Here is a 16,125-nt window from a genome sequence, read left to right as displayed (position 1 = left end):
ATTTTTTATTATTTTATCAAGGTAACTTGTCCTTTATCTATATGTATAATACCATCATTATCTTGGTATCTAAAAATCCAAATATAAACGCCTTGTTTATAATTATCACCAGTCCATTTATAGTCTGGTGTCATAGTTTCAAAAACTTTATTTCCCCATCTATCATAGATCAATAGTTGGAAATTTATATTTGTTAAATCAACACCAACAACAAAAAATTCATCATTAACACCATCACCATTAGGTGAAAATGCTGTTGGTAAGTAATATGTCGGTTTTATAATTCCAATATTTGTTGTATCAACTAATAGTGAATCTGTATATGTTGAATCTGTTTTAATAGAAACTATATCATCATTATATAAAATGTTATTTTCTATAATATTTATTGTATCCTTATCTTCTATTACGATATTTTGTACAAATTCAGTTTCATCTATAATTGGTTTATATTCTTGTATATCTTCTAGTAGAATTTCTTCTTTTTTTGTAGTATTAATATCAACAATATATGATTCATCATTCAATATAACTATTTTTTCAATAGGTATTTCTATTTTTAACGGTTGTTTTACTTTTGAGATGTTTAGTGTATTTTTATTATTATTGTTTGATAAATAAATTACACTAAAAACAAAAAAGATTATTGAAGTAACACCAATACTGGTATACTTCAATAATCTTTTAAGTTTTCTCACCCTCAAAGTTTTTTGAATTTTAAGCCATTCATTTTCATCGTATGGCATTTCATAATTTTCTAATATTGATTTTATATGTTTGAAAAAATCGTCCATAATTTATGTCTATTTTTTTATATAGACGATGAAAAATAATTATGGTTGCTTTTAAGGATTTTTAGTGCGTCTGGTTGGAATCAGGACCGTTCGCCAAATTACGATACAGACGCAATTTGTTGATTTTAATTACATATTCAAGTGAGACAGAAAACTTATAAATTAAAAGTATATTGCATCATTATATCACTAACTCACATTATATCTATCTTTTCCTTTTGTGGTGAGGGTGGGAGTTGAACCCACATTTGAGGATTTTCAGTCCCCTGCATAGACCACCTTTGCTACCTCACCATTGGGTGTCTGATGGGATTCGAACCCACATGAACCTTATGGTTTCCAGAGTCACAATCTGGTCGGACACCAATTACCGATTACAGACACCATGTTTGTTGCGGAGAAGGGCAGAATCGAACTGCCGCAAGACCTGGATTTTCAGTCCAGCGCTCTACCTACTGAGCTACTACTCCTTGTGGTATTCTGGTTCGCCAACTACGAATACGAATGATTAAAGTGAGGGTAGTGGGACTCGAACCCACAACGGACATACGTCACCCTTCTGATTAAAAGTCAGAAGCTCCACCAATTGAGCTATACCCTCATTTTTTCAATAAAAAAAGAACTTAACAAAAAACCCAGAACCTTTCTTGGCTCTGGGTTACACACCTAATTTTAATTTATAGGTAATATTATCCTGAGCCACTTATGCGACTAAATTTAAAATGTTTATGTTTAAAAGTATATGTCATAATTTCTATTTTTTAATGTTTTTAATTTGTCGGCTCGGTAGGATTTGAACTTACGACCTTCTGAGTATCAGTCAGACGCTCTCACCAGGCTGAGCTACGAGCCGTTATATTTTGTTGTGACGGTGGGAGTTGAACCACCTCGTACTTTACGTACCCAATTTATCAGACTGGTGGCTGCACCGCTCACCCACGTCACAATGTAGTTTTATTGTTAATAATTTGTTGTTAGTAATCTTAGCAGGAGTATAAGGATTTGAACCCTAACCAATTCTTTTGGAGAGAATTATGCTACCATTACACCATACTCCTATTTTCAAAAGTATTACACTACTACATTTTTTAAAAGAACCTAAAACAAAAAACCCGAACTTCTGTGTAGAGGTTCGGGTTTTTAGGCTTGTTGCTAACGTTTGAGTGTAACAGCAGTAAGGGATTGCGTGGCACTTTCCTGTCCACCACCACCGAAGTAGCTGGAGAAATAATACAACCTTAGCGTTACCGGGAATAGTTAATGGACGTATATAGCAACCATAATCAAAGAATTCATATATGTTTTCTAAATCGGTAAAATAAATACCACCTTCAACACAACTATCTTCTGAATTATCGTTAAATGGAATTATGTCTTCGACTAATCCATCATGATATTGTAATCCATAATGATTTTCTTTTTCATTTGTAACTTTAAAATAGATTTTTGTTCTGTCTATTTCTTTTGGTAGCTTTTTCATAGTTATTTATTTTTTAGGTTTTAATACCAATTTTTCTGGACAAAATTTTTCTACTTCCCAACTATATTGTTCCCAATTATATTTCTCTGCATCAAGTTTTTCAGGACAATATCTTGCAACATAATCGCTATGTTCTTCCCAATTATATTTCTCAGGGTCTAATTTATCGGGACAATATTCTGCAACCATGTAACTATATTTCTTCCAATTATATCTTTCTGTGTCTAATTTATCATGGCAATACTGAGCAATAGCCCAACTATATTTCTTCCAATCACCATTTGTATAGATAATTTTTTCATGTGGAATGCCAACAATATCAGCGATATATTTAATATCAGAGTTCATGCTATAATGATATACAGTATTATTTTCAAAAAAAGTATTGTCAATTCTTGATGTTAAAATCCATACATCAGCACCGTTATTAACAAGAGTTTTAGCAAGTTCACAAATTTTAGAATTCGTTAGAGTTCCGTCAAAGTCAAATGATATTTTTAATTTTTTATCCATAATTCAAAGATACAAAAAATATTAGTAAATTAAAAATTAATAATTATTTTTTGTTATTCCATATGATGCTTGTGTGTGAAGAGATTTCACAATAGCTATTAGAGCATCAGCATATAAGTGCTTATACAATTTTCTGTCATAATTTTAATTTTTTAATTGTTTACAAAGATACAGCAAAATATTAAAATAAAAAACATTTCAAAATCAAACAAACCATTAAAATAGTCATATAAATTAAAAAACAATTCTTTTTTTTTTTGATGCAAAGTTCTGATTTAAACTTAGGCTATATTAAATCAAAGATTCAATGTATCTTAGATAAAACACACAAGTCTAATCCTAAGAAAGTCATAAAATCTTTTCCAAACGACACACAACCTGATCGTTTGAACTTTGCATGTCCAATTTGTGGTGATTCAGCAAAATCTGACCATAAAAAACGTGGTAATCTATATGTAGATAATTTAAGATTCAAATGTTTTAATTGTGATATAAGTATGACATTTACAAAATTTTGTGATACTTTTAATGAACCAATTGACATAGACAATCGTATTAAATTATATAAGTATATAGATGAACACACTACTTATAAGAAAACTGATGAATATATTCTTGAAGAACTTAATAAGTTGATAGATATTGAAGAATTTATGGAACATTTTAATAATTATAAAAATTCTTGGTTATATGATATTAAACCTGTTCAAAAAAATTCACATGTTTATCAATATTTAAAATATGAAAGGTTAATACAAAATTTTTCACAAATATACCAGGGTATTTATAGGGTTATAAAAGATAATAAAGTTGTTTATTATACACCAGTTATGATTAATATGAATATGACATTAGGTGATAAAAAGAAAATATTAGGTATTCAGTTAAGAAATCTTGAAAAAGATAGAAACAAGAGGTTTTATAAGATTGTTGAATTTGAAGAATTATATAATTATATTCATCCAAATGAGCCTATAGATGAAATGGAAGCTATATCTTACAACAAACTATCTCACTTTTATAATATATTAAATATAGATTTTGAACAACCTATAACAATATTTGAAGGTTTCTTAGATTCTATATTCTATCCGAATTCTATTGGTATGGTTGGTGCAAAAAATGACCAAGATTTATTAAAATTTTTAACAGAAAGTGATGCAGATTTAAAATTAAAATTTTTTTATGATAATGATACAACTGGTATATTAAAAGCAACAAAAATGTTAAAGAAAGGATTTCCTGTATTCTTGTGGAATAAATTGTTTTCAAAACTTATAGAAAAAGAAAAAAATAAATATGATGCTCAAAACAAATTGAAAAATATTATAGATTTAAATGATCTAGTAAAAGCTGCAAAAAATCCAAACGTTTATAAATCTCTAAAGTTAGATAATTTTTTTTCTATTGATGAATTTGATTTAATATATTTGGATAAGATTGTTTTTGACAAAAAAACTAAGACCTGGTTAAAGAAAAATTAAAGATTTTTCATATGGTGTTAAATTTTATATAAAATAAAAAGATTATGGTAAATAAATCAATTTAAAAAATTAAAAAATTATTAAAAGCAATCAAAACTTTTGGTTAAAAAAAATTCAAAGAAACATAGAACGTGACAAAGAAGTAAATGAACAGTTGAAAGACGGATGGAAAGTAAAGTTTTTTGTTTCAGTATTTTAATATATAAATTAAAATTAAATTCTCAAAAATGAAGAGATATACTAATTTTATATTAGAAAAGAACAAACCGATATTAAAATATTATGCTTTTGATTGGGATGATAATATATTAATTATGCCAACGAAAATACACATGGAAAAAAAAGATAATGGACACTGGGTTCCAGTAGATGTTTCTACTGAAGAATTTTCAAAAGTAAGAAAATTAGATAATTGGAGAACAATTCCAGGTTCTTTTAGTGATTTTAGAGATAATGGTCCAAGAGGTAGAAATGCTTTTATTGAAGATGTAAAGATAGCAATTAAGAATAAACAATTTGGTCCAAGTTGGAATAAGTTTATTGAGTGTTTAATGAAAGGTTCTATTTTTGCAATTATTACAGCAAGAGGTCATGAACCAGATACAATAAGAGAAGCGGTTGAATGGATTATATGGAATGCAATGAATAAAGAAGAAAGAACTGAAATGGGTGCTAATTTAACTGCGTTTCAAGATTTGTTTGTTCAGAATTTTGATATTTTAAGACAGAACACTTTTAAAACACTGGTTAGTGGATATTTAGACAATTGTGATTTTGTAGGAATATCATCACCAAGTTTTATAAATAAATATAAAATTACTTCTGATTCTGCATCACCAGAACAATCAAAATTAAAAGCATTGAATGAATTTATTAATAAAGTTAAAAAGTATGCAAATATAATAGATGGTGAAACAAGAATAGGATTTTCTGATGATGATTCTGGAAATGTCAAAACTATTAAAAAATATTTTGGTGAAATTTCATCTTTATATAATGATGTTAAATTTTCAATTTACGACACATCAAACAAAAAAGCTAAGAAAATTAATATAGCTTAAATTTTATTGGTAAAGCGTATTTGACAGCAACATACTTACTATCTTTAAATCCTGGTTCCCAATTAGGCATTTCGGATATTTTATTTAAAACATATTTATCTAAATCAGGGTCTAAACTTCTAATAATTTCAATATTTTTTACTTTCCCATCTTTATCAACAACAAATTGAATACCTACTATTCCTTCGATTCCAATTTCTTTTAATTCTTTAGGATATTTAATGTTGTCTTGAATCCATTTGTAGAGAGCTTCATCTCCACCAACAAATTTTGGCATTTTTTCTACTTTCCAAGAATCATAAACCATAGTGTCTTCGACTTCAGGTATTGGATTGACAATTATTTTAGTAGAATCGTTTGCTTCTGTGTCATCAATTTTATATTCCGTTTCTAGTTTTTTTGAATTATCAACTATTTTCATTATGTCAACTTGTGGAAGGGGAGGAATTATTTTAGGCTTTTGAGGTTCGTTTTGTGTTGTTTGAATTATATCTTCGTAAATAATGGTTACATCGTTATTGCTAAAAAAATTATTTTCTTCTGGTAATATTTCCCATTCAAATGCAACAAGTACTAAAAATAGTATTACGACTAATCCTATTTCGAAAAACAAGATTCTTTTTTTGTCTAAATTAACGTAAATATTTTTTTCGTTTCCATGATAAAATATTTTTATGGAATTTCTCAAAAATAATGCCATTAATTTTTATTAAAAATAAAATTCGCCGAAAAATAAACAAAAGGGAAAAACAGAAACCAAAGCTAAAGCCAAAGAAAAACAATACAAATCTGCCGTTGTGAAAGGAGATGTGGTACACCTATCAGTTAATATTAAACTTAAATTGGAATTATAATAACTATTATTAGGTATTATTTCAAAAAATCGTTAGTAGGATAAATCAAAAAACTAAACTTTCAAAATCATCTATTCTTGCTATGCTATAATAATTTACAAATAATTAATCAAAAATATATTTATAAAGTTTCTTATAATAATCTTGTTGCTTATAATTTGTTGTCATTAAATATGATATATATGACAAATACATAAGTTTGTCTATCACTAATTTTCTATCTACTTTACCTCCAATATGTCTAAATTCAACATAATTATCATTTTTAATTCTTTCAATATTAACAGAAAAAGCTTTTGCACCAAATTTTTTTATACTATTACCAATCATTTTCTCTATTTCTTTTTCAATCACTTTCAAATCTCTTATACCACTTTTTTGTATCTTTTTCTTTAATAATTTATCAATATCTTTTAATAAACTTCTAGTGTAATTTGTTTCAATTCTACTTTCAATTCCTTGGTATACAAAAGGAACACTCCTTTTGTCTATTTCACCTAACATTATTAATCCTTTTGTAATATTCCACTTTACAGGTCTTGTAAAACCTAAATTTATATGTATTGATGTTGTATCATCTTGATACCAATAATTTTGTTTTTCAAAATCATCATAAAAATCATTAATCATTTGAATTGCTGTATCTAAACTTATAACATATTTTTTTGGTGAAAATTCTATACCTCTATTTAAAGTTTGATCAAAATTAAATTTCAATTCATCTTTCCATTTTTTATAAAAATTTGGTAAATGTTTAGCTATCATTTCAATACCATAATCTAAATTTGTATCACTTTCTTCGATTTCTATATCTTCATAATCATCTAATAATTTAAATAATATGGATAATAATTCTTTATTAATATTTCTTACTACAGATGGTTTTTCTAACATATTAAAAGTGTATTCCAAATCTGTTAAATCTATTAGTTCAATTAAATAATTTATTACATTTTCATCATAGACACCATTTTTTTTTGAATCATCGATAAGTCTTTTCTTGATATCCTTCATATATGTACTAAGTTCATCCTTTGTAATATATTTTGGATCATCACATTCTAACTCAAATTCAAAAGCAACAGTGAATAATTCATTTATTCCAGATGAAAGTAATAAATTTCTATCCTTTCTATTGAACTCTAATATAGATTTTAGATATTTCATAAGAATATATATTAATTATATGAACCAACTTTTAGGAAAAGTAAAGTATGGTTCGTCAGAATCATTAAATTCTAACTCAACATATTCTTCACCATCTTCTATAAAATTATCAGTAATTGTATATGTATTGCCGACTGTTATATCATATTTATATCCATCTTTTGTGTCTTTTATACAAGTAACTTCATACTTAGGAAAAATTTCGTGAATCATTTCAAAGAGTTCATCATCTCTAACCCAAGTTTTACTTATTTCTAATATCACTTTCCTTGGGTCTTCACCATCAGATATTCTATATAAATATTCGGTTAGTTTTTCAGGATGTTTTTCTTCAAGATAGAATCTAAACTGACTAGCAACAACATTGAGAATTTTTTCATCTCTGGTTTTACTAACCTTTATTCTATTGTGCATCTCATCTAAAAATTGATCTAAAAGATTTTCAAATGCTTTATATAATTTAAGATATTTCATTGTTATTAAAATTTTTGTATGTTTGAATATATTTCATATTAGTAATTTTATCAAGTACTTGTTTTAAAATTCTTTTTAATTTTTCTTTGGCTTGCTCCATATCATCTGCATATTTTGTATCTTGATACACATTATTCCAATAATATTTAATAGCGAAAACTTCCTTTCTTAAATTTTTACTATATTCCTTTTCTATAATACCCCAAACACTAGGGTTATCTTTAACTTTAAGTTTAAATGTTGATTCACCATCTAAATTTGCTATAAAAATATCATCTACTAACATTGTTCTATTTTATTTTTTAATAATGATCCCCATATGACATTTAATATTTTTTCAATCATGTCCCTATCTTCTTGGTTATACTCACCATCTTCTTTTTTTAACACCCATAAACCAGCATATTTTTGAATTATAATCATAACTTAATTTTTTCTATCTTTCATATGATTAAAATAATCACCTATAATTTTTTCTAATGATTTTTTGTTATATCCAAAAACGGTATTTTTGATTCATCAACTTTTGCTTTTTTGCAAAAACCATCATACAAAACGACTTCACCATTTTGAATTCCGAAATTACCTTCGTGTGTTCCTCTCCATATAGGACTTATCTTGTACATAGCGTCTTGTGCTCTTTTGATTTCTTCTGGATAATCTTTATTTTTAACTACTTGAATAGGATCTCTTGTGATTATATAGGCATTTGTATCACCAAATTTTATTTTAAAAACATCATCTATTTTAACTAAACCAGGTGTTCTTTTCAATTTACAATACTCATAAAGGAAAGGTGCTTCGTGAAAATCAAAAGTTATTTTTAATATTTTACCATTATTTAATTGAAATACAGCACCAAAAACACCAGCACCCAAAAATTTTGTAATCTTTCCAAACTTGGCTTCAAATTTTTTTGTATCTAACTCTGATATAAAATCATCAAGATTATTCCTTACTTGGTCTTGAACTAAATGCGTATTATACATAAGAGTTTCAAAACCAGTAATTAAAATTGATTTAATTGGTTCTAAATAGGATTCAATTTTTTTAAGATATTTCATTAAAATTTTTTATTTTATATATTAAAAAATCATTAATTATAAATATATAATATATATTCACATTTCACAAAATAAAATAATTTTTCGCTGAAAATGTATTAGACTCATTTGAAGGTTCAATAAACAAAGTTATTTTAAAGGCACGAAAACAAATGTTAAAAATAAAAGACAAAAATAAAGAAAAAAAAAGAGTGGTTTAAAAACCACTCTTTCTTTTTTATACTAATTTTGAAAGACCTTCTGTTATATTCCTGTAAATAGCATTCTCCATAATATTTCTTTCTTTGATTAATTTTCTATCAAACATTTCTATCATTTTGATATAAAGTTGTTTGTTTATATCAATAGTATATACATATGTATGATTTATAATTTTTATATTTGAATGTGTTATAATAATAGCTACATTTGGATTATCTAATTCACCAAGACATATATATCTTTTATATGAATTTAATTTACTTATGTCTGTTATTTCTGGAGACATAAATAATTTACTATCATGATTATATAAATATTTCCTAAAAATTTCGAAACAAATTTTCTCATGTTCTGTCGTGAAACTAACTCTGTCTTTGAGTTTTTTTCTGACATAAATTCTAATTTTTATTATTGTTCGTTTTAAAAAATTCATAAATCTGGAATATACTATTATATACGTGTTATGATTTTTTGTTTATATTAAATTTTCTATAATTATATATTTTGTTTTTTATTTTTAATATATAAAGAAAAATATAGTTTCCATAGTGGATAAATATACTGATAAATATATAAATAAGTTTAACATACTTAAACATGCTATTGTTGGTTTTGAGTTTGAGTTTTATTGTGATAGACCGTATCATAAATTGTTAGAACTTCTCAATAGAGAATTGGCACCTGTTATAGTTTCTGGTTTTAGAATTTATCACAGTTCATTTGATCCTACACCTGACCATTGGAAAATTGAACCAGACTTATCAATGGGTTATGATGGTATTGAATTAATAACTGGTCCTATGCACTACGTAGATGCAAAAGTGTATTTGTTAAAAGTATTAAAAATATTACAAGGTTCACAATTTAGAACAGATGATAAGTGTTCTATACATATTAATTTATCTTTTGATAAAGAAACATCTCCAAAGATATTAGACAAATTAAATAAACTAAAACTTATACTTGAAGTTGATGAAAACTTTATTTATAAGTATTTTCCTGAAAGAAAAAATAATTTTTATGCTAAATCAGTAAAAAGATTAATTCCTTTCAAATCATATGATTTTTCAAATAATGCTGCTGAATTATTAGTTAATTCATTAGAACTACCAAATACAAAATATTACGGTATTAATGTGTTAAATGTGTACGATGGTAGATTGGAATTTAGATATATTGGTTCAGAAGGTTATGAAAAAAGAACATTTGAAATATTAGACTTGATGGATTATTTCATTGAATTAACTTGGAATTGTATTGATGAACCATTATCAGAAGAAAATATGAGAGAACTTAAAGAATATCTAAGTAAAAACATCAATCAATTTAAGAATTTTACAAAACTTGATAATTTTATCGCTGAATTCCCTTCTATTAACTTACAAGTTGATATGAATTCAGATTTGATTATTCTTAGAACATACTATGAACAATTTTTTGAACAATTATATGATATTATTACAAATATTTATAATTTAAATAACTGTATAATTAATTATAATACTGAAAATCAAAAGATTGAAATTGTGGATTCTAATTTTAAAACTATTTTTGATATTAGCAAAGTTGATATTATTGATAGTAATATTGATGGTGGTTCATTTTCAAATTGTACCTTTGTAAATTGTGAGATTAAAAATGCTCATATAATTAATTGTACTATAATTTCTACTAATGTTTATAATTCTAAAATAGAATCTTGTAAAATAATTAATGGTTCGATATTAGATGATTGTTATGTTTTTAATTGTTTATTAGATGCTCAAATGAAAAGTGGTGTATTTAGAAGTGGTAAATTAGGTGAAGAAGGTGTAATTGGTAAAGATGTTAAGATTGTTACTTCAGCCAACAATTACTTTGGTGATAACAAGAAACAATCTATGGAAGACAAACTTAAAGCTGTTGGTTCATTTAATAATAAAAGTAATATTAAAACTAAATGGTTAAAAGGCATGGATAATAAAACTGAATAATACCTTGTCAAAAATAACAAGTTTCTAAAATGAAGATTAAAAAATATATAGACTTTGATAAAAAATTGAATGATTTATTTAAAATTAAAAAGATTCAATCAAAAAGTGGTGATGATTCATATAATGTGGGGTTGTACAATGGTATTGAATTGGCAACATCTATATTAAATGATGAAGATCCAAAATATAAAAAAATTAAGGAGGATAAAATTATAAAATTTTCTGAATATCAACCAAGTAAATATAATGGTAATATAGTGGTTGACCAAATTATGGAATGGTTGAGATCAAAGTTGGTGGATAATCCTGATTCAGACACAGTTGCTGTTCCATTAAGTGTGTTTTTTAAAGAGTGTTCTGTTGATAAGAATAAATTTATGACATTTTATAATGAAATGAATAAAACTCAAATTGTTAAAAATTTTAAAGTTAATATAAAAGGTGATTATATAATTTTTACAGATTTTAAAAACAATGAAGAAAAAGAAAATGTAAATGTTAAAATATAAAAATATTCACTTATTGTTACCAAAATTTTTATTTGATCCTTATAGTAGAAAAGGTTTATTTAAATTTTAATATATAAGTTTAATATATAAAAAGAAAAAATATCGTAAATGGGTAACTCAATAACTATAGAACAATTAATTGATATAATACAAGCTGATTTAACAATGTCAGGATTGTTTCCAAAAGTATTGCCTGATATTGAAATTTATCGTATTATAAAAGAACAAGCTTTAGAATGGTTCTATAAAAACTATCAATTTTCTGTTATTAAGGCATATTATTACATGGATTTACAATGTTTTAAAACTGAAGTATATACAAAATATAAATATTTCGTTTTACCTGAAGAAATTGAAAATATTGTAAGGATTGTAAAAGTAGATGATCCTTCATTATTTCATTTGGGTATTCAAGCACCACATTTATCTATAAACCTCGGTGTTACAAATCAACCATTTTTGACATCATTTGTCACAACAGTTGGTGATTTAGCAGTATATCGTTCTGTTATATCAGCATTTTCGGACGAAATAAATAAAATGAATAAGCAATCATTGAAATTTAGATATAACCACATTAATAAAAGATTACATATTCTTACAAAAGTGGATACTGATTTGGTATTTGACGTTTATGTAAGAATAGAACCTGAAGAATTATTTGATTTTCATTTATTTAAAGATTATGTGATTGGTTTATCAAGGATTAGATTAGGTGAAGCTATAGGTAGATTTAACTTTAATATGCCTGGTAATTTTCAATATAACGCAAATGATATGATAACACAAGGTCAAGTTATGGTTGATAAAGTAATTGAAAAAATAAAATCAGAAACTCAGAGTGGTTGGTTCTTTATGAGTAGATAAAAATAAAATTAAAATATATGAAAACAGAATTTGATAAATTTTTAAATGAATATGGTGGTCCTGGAAAGGCTATTGGTTTTAGATATTCTGAACCAAGTATAAATTATACATTTTCAATAAATGTTGTCGTTAATCCTGAATTAAAACCTGTATTTGTAAAAAATATTATAAAAGATATTTTTAAAAAACACAATGTTGGTGAAGATTCTATCTCTTTTAGACATGTTGGTGCAGATGAATATAAATTAACTATTAAAATTAAAGGTTATTCAAAATATGAAATTATTTCTATGATTGATTTATTGATGAAAAATGTTAATAAAAAACTAAGAGACGATGTTTTGTTTATTTTTGATTCTATTGATTTACAAGGAAGAGATATTGAAGTAAAAAATAGACCAATTGGTTTCAAACCAAATCAATATGAAGATTAATATGAAAACATATTTAAAATTCATAAAAGAAAAAAAGAATAACGGTATTTTAATAGTGGTTGATGTGCACTAATGATTTCATTAATTCTTGTATGACCAACAATTTGATGGTATCCATCAAGAGGCTTTTTATAAACTTCAATTGAAAAGATAAAAGCAGAAACTCAGAGCGGTTAATTCTTTATGAGTAGATAAAAAGAAAATCTCTCAATTTGAGAGGTTTTTTAATTATATTGCTTTCCAATTTTTCAAATCAAATTTATCACCATGATTTAATACCTTTACCACTATTGATATATTTCTTTGTAATACATAAATTATTAATATCTCCTATAATTTCTGGTGATATTTTATTATTAAAACCATAAATTATGGATGATGCATATTCAACACCATATTTTTCTAAACAAGATTTTTTCATTTTTTCTTGTATACTATTTATTTCTTCTTGTGTTTTATTATTAATTTTAATTTTCATATTTTCAATAATATCTTTATTCTCTAACGCATAAAATTAAATAAAATTAAATATATCATATTTTTCTATTTTATTTTTTTAATATATATTTGTATGAAAAATTATTTAGAGTTCATAAAAGAACAATCAGAAAATCGCAATGATGGTATTCTTATTGTTTGTGATTTACAAAAAGAGTTTAGTCGTTACATACCTACTGGTATGGTTGATGCTGTTATTGATTATTGTAAAAAATTTCACACAGTTTATCAAATTTGGGATTCTAATAATGCTAACAAACCATCTTACACATTCCCAAATCAAAAAGCTGCTATTATCAAAAAATTTGGTACTAAATTTTCAGATGAATTAGAAGATACTGTTGCAAAACTAAATCAAAAACACCCTAATGCAAAAGAAGGTGATATTTTTGAATTTGATGATGTTAATTCTTACGTAGTTAGAGTTAAAAATAATCACGGTTGGTTTTATGTTCCAGAAAAAATGGCTGAATTATTCAAATCATTAAAAGGTAAAACAGTCATTTTGGTTGGTGGTGCATATGGTGAATGTTTAAAGGATGTATATGAAGCAATGAAATCATTTGGTATAAAACCACAATATGATAAAAGGTTTATATACAGCGCAAAAACTAATAATACTCAGCAATTTGATCCAAAAACACAACCAACTTTAATATAAAAAAATTAAAAGATATGTTTAAAAAATTATTATCATTAATGAAAAATTCCGTTATAGTAAAAAACGGAAAAAGTTCATCAACAAGAATAATAAGTTATAGTATAAGTGCTATTATTCTTTTATTTTGTTTGGTTTTTATTGGTATAGAAATATCAGCTGCAATTATTGCATTAAATACCGTAGGTAAATATGTAATTTCAAATGAAATTATTATTATATTTGGTTCATTATTAGCACAACAATTGACATTACTTGGTATTACTAAATCAAATGAAACATCTCAACTTAAATTAGAGAAAAAAGAAAAACCAGACGATAAAGCAAAATTTTAAATTAAAGCCACTCAAACGAGTGATTACTTAATACTCACATTCGAATATCTACGGTTAGGTATATGTATTAGTTGTATCTTATGATTACTTCTTGAATTGTTTTGCTGTACTTTTTCTTGGTAATCCTGTCATTGTATCTATATTATTTTATACATTTAATTTTTTTAATTCATTATATACATAATTATTAATATCTTCTATGTTTTTAAATTTTTCGCATTTGTCAGAAACATTTTCCTCATCCCAATGGTCTTTATTATAAAATTCATACCAACAACTCAGCATGTTTTCTATTTCCTTGTTTATAACAACTTTTCCTATATATCTTCCTTTTACATTTTTTCTAAATCTTACTTCTTCCAAGAAAATAAAATCTCCAATATTCCAATGACTAATATCTTTGTCTGGTGCATCATTTATTTCATATACATAAAATGTATTTGTTTCTTTTGCTCCCATATTTCTACTTGAAAATGCCCCCATTATAGCACCTCCTATATATTTTGATGCACATATTTCTCCAATATCTGAAATCCAAAATTCATCATATTTAATAACTGGATTACCATCTTCATCAACAGCTTCATAATATCCATTGGGTTCAAACATTACTTCTTTTCCTACAAATTCAGTCATAACTCTAAAATATCTTTCTCTTTCCTTTTCTTTTATAAGTTCTATTATACGATTTTCAAAAACTTCTTTTGAATTCCATCTTGGTTCTTTCTTTCCACCAATAAATAATTCATATGTTTGTAAATGTTTCATATTTTATTTATTTGTTTTATAGTGGTATATATAAACAAATTACTTTTTAATGTTTCTTACAGTGAATATTATTTTAAACAATATTTTGGACCGAATGGTGGCTTAACATTTATTATAAATAAATTAGATGATACTAAAGACTTAGCATTAAAAAAAGAAAAAGATGGTAATATAGAAGTATGGAACTACCGAGATGAAAAAGTGTATTCTTATTATGTTGATAAACCAAAAGATTTTATTGATTATTTAATTAAACACACTGAAGGATATGAATTTGTAATTGAATATTTTAAAGAAAATCCAATAACATATAAAGATTTACCCGATATTGATTTAAATGATTTGAGAGAAAATTGGATAGACTATAATATAGATTACGTTGAACATTTTATAAATAATTATGATTCTAGAGAATTTATATTTTTTGATTCATTAAAACAAAAAATGTATGATGATTTGTTATATACTAATAGTCTGGACAATGGAATAGATGCTATGATAAACTATATTGAAGAAAACCTTAGTGCAGATTCTTATGATGAAGAAAATGTAAAAAATATGACATCAACAGAATTGATAAATTTACTAAGAACGCATGATTTATGGGAAGATTTCTTATCAGAATGGTTTAATACTAACATAAGTGGTAATAAAAATGAACTTGAAACATATTTTGATAATTTGCCAGATGATGAAAAAATAGATTTTATTGATAGAAGAGAATTTATGGAAATGGTTTCAAAAGAAGTAGATGATGAAGAATTATTTTATTATTATTAACTTTACTGTTTGTGAGGTTTTTAAAAACACTACCTTTGAAAATATTTTCCATTACACTTCATTAATGAGTTTTTTAATTTTTGCACAAACTTCATAGTTTTCTTTTCTGATTTCTGACTCCATTTTTTCCATCAGTAAAAACTTCTGGACAGAACGAATATCAGCATATTCAAACTTTGTTTCAAACATAATTTTTTCATAGAGACGAATG

20 protein-coding genes and 7 tRNA genes are annotated in these 16,125 nt (G+C 25.3%); 9 read left to right on the top strand and 18 right to left on the bottom strand.

The window, feature by feature from the left end:
• Nucleotides 1-8: 8 nt before the first annotated feature.
• The 9 genes from HPY57_15750 to HPY57_15710 all read right to left on the bottom strand — a co-directional run bounded on the left by HPY57_15750 (nt 9) and on the right by HPY57_15710 (nt 2,787).
• Nucleotides 9-794, bottom strand: coding sequence for a hypothetical protein (locus HPY57_15750; protein NPV13214.1), 786 nt, complete (start codon nt 792-794; stop codon nt 9-11).
• Nucleotides 795-1,015: 221 nt separating this feature from the next.
• Nucleotides 1,016-1,088, bottom strand: a tRNA-Phe gene (locus tag HPY57_15745).
• Nucleotides 1,089-1,092: 4 nt separating this feature from the next.
• Nucleotides 1,093-1,178, bottom strand: a tRNA-His gene (locus HPY57_15740).
• An 11-nt stretch (nt 1,179-1,189) separates the two neighbouring features.
• Nucleotides 1,190-1,264: transfer RNA gene (locus tag HPY57_15735), tRNA-Phe, on the bottom strand.
• Nucleotides 1,265-1,308: 44 nt separating this feature from the next.
• Nucleotides 1,309-1,395: transfer RNA gene (locus HPY57_15730), tRNA-Lys, on the bottom strand.
• A 177-nt stretch (nt 1,396-1,572) separates the two neighbouring features.
• A tRNA-Ile gene (locus HPY57_15725) sits at nt 1,573-1,647 on the bottom strand.
• Between the two features lie 10 nt (nt 1,648-1,657).
• Nucleotides 1,658-1,740 (bottom strand) — tRNA-Ile (locus HPY57_15720).
• A 41-nt stretch (nt 1,741-1,781) separates the two neighbouring features.
• Nucleotides 1,782-1,852 (bottom strand) — tRNA-Trp (locus HPY57_15715).
• Between the two features lie 428 nt (nt 1,853-2,280).
• A complete protein-coding gene (locus HPY57_15710; GenBank protein NPV13213.1) occupies nt 2,281-2,787 on the bottom strand; it encodes an HAD family hydrolase in 507 nt (168 codons plus the stop codon).
• A 260-nt stretch (nt 2,788-3,047) separates the two neighbouring features.
• On the opposite strand from HPY57_15710, the gene HPY57_15705 reads away from it, so the two are divergent.
• Together HPY57_15705 and HPY57_15700 are read left to right on the top strand one after the other, a co-directional pair.
• The gene (locus HPY57_15705) at nt 3,048-4,271 is read left to right on the top strand and encodes a hypothetical protein (GenBank protein NPV13212.1); all 1,224 of its coding nucleotides are present in this window, start codon (nt 3,048-3,050) and stop codon (nt 4,269-4,271) included.
• Nucleotides 4,272-4,498: 227 nt separating this feature from the next.
• A complete protein-coding gene (locus HPY57_15700; protein NPV13211.1) occupies nt 4,499-5,332 on the top strand; it encodes a hypothetical protein in 834 nt (277 codons plus the stop codon).
• On the opposite strand, the gene HPY57_15695 is transcribed toward HPY57_15700, so the two are convergent.
• The 6 genes from HPY57_15695 to HPY57_15670 all read right to left on the bottom strand — a co-directional run bounded on the left by HPY57_15695 (nt 5,319) and on the right by HPY57_15670 (nt 9,525).
• Complete coding sequence (locus tag HPY57_15695) at nt 5,319-6,032, bottom strand: energy transducer TonB (protein ID NPV13210.1); 714 nt, start codon at nt 6,030-6,032, stop codon at nt 5,319-5,321. The genes HPY57_15700 and HPY57_15695 overlap by 14 nt on opposite strands.
• Before the next feature lie 259 nt (nt 6,033-6,291).
• Complete coding sequence (locus tag HPY57_15690; GenBank protein ID NPV13209.1) at nt 6,292-7,353, bottom strand: hypothetical protein; 1,062 nt, start codon at nt 7,351-7,353, stop codon at nt 6,292-6,294.
• 15 nt (nt 7,354-7,368) lie between these two features.
• Nucleotides 7,369-7,827, bottom strand: coding sequence for a hypothetical protein (locus HPY57_15685; GenBank protein ID NPV13208.1), 459 nt, complete (start codon nt 7,825-7,827; stop codon nt 7,369-7,371).
• Nucleotides 7,814-8,113, bottom strand: coding sequence for a hypothetical protein (locus HPY57_15680; GenBank protein NPV13207.1), 300 nt, complete (start codon nt 8,111-8,113; stop codon nt 7,814-7,816). The genes HPY57_15685 and HPY57_15680 overlap by 14 nt, the downstream gene beginning before the upstream one ends.
• 190 nt (nt 8,114-8,303) lie before the next feature.
• The gene (locus tag HPY57_15675) at nt 8,304-8,891 is read right to left on the bottom strand and encodes a hypothetical protein (protein NPV13206.1); all 588 of its coding nucleotides are present in this window, start codon (nt 8,889-8,891) and stop codon (nt 8,304-8,306) included.
• Between the two features lie 217 nt (nt 8,892-9,108).
• A complete protein-coding gene (locus HPY57_15670; protein ID NPV13205.1) occupies nt 9,109-9,525 on the bottom strand; it encodes a hypothetical protein in 417 nt (138 codons plus the stop codon).
• Nucleotides 9,526-9,640: 115 nt separating this feature from the next.
• On the opposite strand from HPY57_15670, the gene HPY57_15665 reads away from it, so the two are divergent.
• The 4 genes from HPY57_15665 (at nt 9,641) to HPY57_15650 (ending at nt 12,875) form a co-directional block, all read left to right on the top strand.
• A complete protein-coding gene (locus HPY57_15665) occupies nt 9,641-11,065 on the top strand; it encodes a hypothetical protein (protein ID NPV13204.1) in 1,425 nt (474 codons plus the stop codon).
• 29 nt (nt 11,066-11,094) lie between these two features.
• On the top strand, nt 11,095-11,574 hold the full coding sequence (locus HPY57_15660) for a hypothetical protein (GenBank protein NPV13203.1): 480 nt from the start codon (nt 11,095-11,097) through the stop codon (nt 11,572-11,574).
• Nucleotides 11,575-11,682: 108 nt separating this feature from the next.
• Nucleotides 11,683-12,441, top strand: a complete 759-nt coding sequence (locus tag HPY57_15655) for a hypothetical protein (protein ID NPV13202.1) — start codon at nt 11,683-11,685, stop codon at nt 12,439-12,441.
• Nucleotides 12,442-12,458: 17 nt separating this feature from the next.
• Nucleotides 12,459-12,875 (top strand): hypothetical protein, encoded by a 417-nt coding sequence (locus HPY57_15650; GenBank protein NPV13201.1) that lies wholly within the window; start codon nt 12,459-12,461, stop codon nt 12,873-12,875.
• Between the two features lie 262 nt (nt 12,876-13,137).
• Here the strand turns inward: HPY57_15650 and HPY57_15645 are convergent, their stop codons facing one another.
• Nucleotides 13,138-13,353, bottom strand: a complete 216-nt coding sequence (locus tag HPY57_15645; protein NPV13200.1) for a hypothetical protein — start codon at nt 13,351-13,353, stop codon at nt 13,138-13,140.
• Between the two features lie 93 nt (nt 13,354-13,446).
• Here HPY57_15645 and HPY57_15640 point away from each other — a divergent pair, with 93 nt between their 5' ends.
• Together HPY57_15640 and HPY57_15635 are read left to right on the top strand one after the other, a co-directional pair.
• Nucleotides 13,447-14,034, top strand: coding sequence for a hypothetical protein (locus HPY57_15640; protein NPV13199.1), 588 nt, complete (start codon nt 13,447-13,449; stop codon nt 14,032-14,034).
• Nucleotides 14,035-14,048: 14 nt separating this feature from the next.
• Entirely contained in the window at nt 14,049-14,366 is a 318-nt protein-coding gene (locus HPY57_15635) for a hypothetical protein (protein ID NPV13198.1), read from the top strand.
• Between the two features lie 147 nt (nt 14,367-14,513).
• On the opposite strand, the gene HPY57_15630 is transcribed toward HPY57_15635, so the two are convergent.
• Nucleotides 14,514-15,134, bottom strand: coding sequence for a hypothetical protein (locus HPY57_15630; GenBank protein NPV13197.1), 621 nt, complete (start codon nt 15,132-15,134; stop codon nt 14,514-14,516).
• Between the two features lie 21 nt (nt 15,135-15,155).
• Here HPY57_15630 and HPY57_15625 point away from each other — a divergent pair, with 21 nt between their 5' ends.
• The gene (locus HPY57_15625) at nt 15,156-15,914 is read left to right on the top strand and encodes a hypothetical protein (protein NPV13196.1); all 759 of its coding nucleotides are present in this window, start codon (nt 15,156-15,158) and stop codon (nt 15,912-15,914) included.
• 51 nt (nt 15,915-15,965) lie between these two features.
• On the opposite strand, the gene HPY57_15620 is transcribed toward HPY57_15625, so the two are convergent.
• Nucleotides 15,966-16,103: a hypothetical protein gene (locus HPY57_15620; GenBank protein NPV13195.1), complete on the bottom strand. Its 138-nt coding sequence runs from the start codon at nt 16,101-16,103 to the stop codon at nt 15,966-15,968.
• Between the last annotated feature and the right edge of the window lie 22 nt (nt 16,104-16,125).

Source organism: Ignavibacteria bacterium, from assembly GCA_013177855.1.
Taxonomy (GTDB): Bacteria; Bacteroidota; Ignavibacteria; order Ch128b; family Ch128b; genus Ch128b.
Note: the sequence above shows the minus strand (reverse complement) of the source record. Positions and strands in the feature narration are given on the sequence as shown.

Coding starts and splice junctions, on each gene's coding strand:
- HPY57_15705 (NPV13212.1), top strand. CDS start 3,048: ATGCAAAGTTCTGATTTAAACTTAGGCTATATTAAATCAAAGATTCAA.
- HPY57_15680 (NPV13207.1), bottom strand. CDS start 8,113: ATGTTAGTAGATGATATTTTTATAGCAAATTTAGATGGTGAATCAACA.
- HPY57_15650 (NPV13201.1), top strand. CDS start 12,459: ATGAAAACAGAATTTGATAAATTTTTAAATGAATATGGTGGTCCTGGA.
- HPY57_15670 (NPV13205.1), bottom strand. CDS start 9,525: ATGAATTTTTTAAAACGAACAATAATAAAAATTAGAATTTATGTCAGA.
- HPY57_15660 (NPV13203.1), top strand. CDS start 11,095: ATGAAGATTAAAAAATATATAGACTTTGATAAAAAATTGAATGATTTA.
- HPY57_15655 (NPV13202.1), top strand. CDS start 11,683: ATGGGTAACTCAATAACTATAGAACAATTAATTGATATAATACAAGCT.
- HPY57_15675 (NPV13206.1), bottom strand. CDS start 8,891: ATGAAATATCTTAAAAAAATTGAATCCTATTTAGAACCAATTAAATCA.
- HPY57_15640 (NPV13199.1), top strand. CDS start 13,447: ATGAAAAATTATTTAGAGTTCATAAAAGAACAATCAGAAAATCGCAAT.
- HPY57_15690 (NPV13209.1), bottom strand. CDS start 7,353: ATGAAATATCTAAAATCTATATTAGAGTTCAATAGAAAGGATAGAAAT.
- HPY57_15645 (NPV13200.1), bottom strand. CDS start 13,353: ATGAAAATTAAAATTAATAATAAAACACAAGAAGAAATAAATAGTATA.
- HPY57_15620 (NPV13195.1), bottom strand. CDS start 16,103: ATGTTTGAAACAAAGTTTGAATATGCTGATATTCGTTCTGTCCAGAAG.
- HPY57_15710 (NPV13213.1), bottom strand. CDS start 2,787: ATGGATAAAAAATTAAAAATATCATTTGACTTTGACGGAACTCTAACG.
- HPY57_15685 (NPV13208.1), bottom strand. CDS start 7,827: ATGAAATATCTTAAATTATATAAAGCATTTGAAAATCTTTTAGATCAA.
- HPY57_15635 (NPV13198.1), top strand. CDS start 14,049: ATGTTTAAAAAATTATTATCATTAATGAAAAATTCCGTTATAGTAAAA.
- HPY57_15700 (NPV13211.1), top strand. CDS start 4,499: ATGAAGAGATATACTAATTTTATATTAGAAAAGAACAAACCGATATTA.
- HPY57_15695 (NPV13210.1), bottom strand. CDS start 6,032: ATGGCATTATTTTTGAGAAATTCCATAAAAATATTTTATCATGGAAAC.
- HPY57_15630 (NPV13197.1), bottom strand. CDS start 15,134: ATGAAACATTTACAAACATATGAATTATTTATTGGTGGAAAGAAAGAA.
- HPY57_15750 (NPV13214.1), bottom strand. CDS start 794: ATGGACGATTTTTTCAAACATATAAAATCAATATTAGAAAATTATGAA.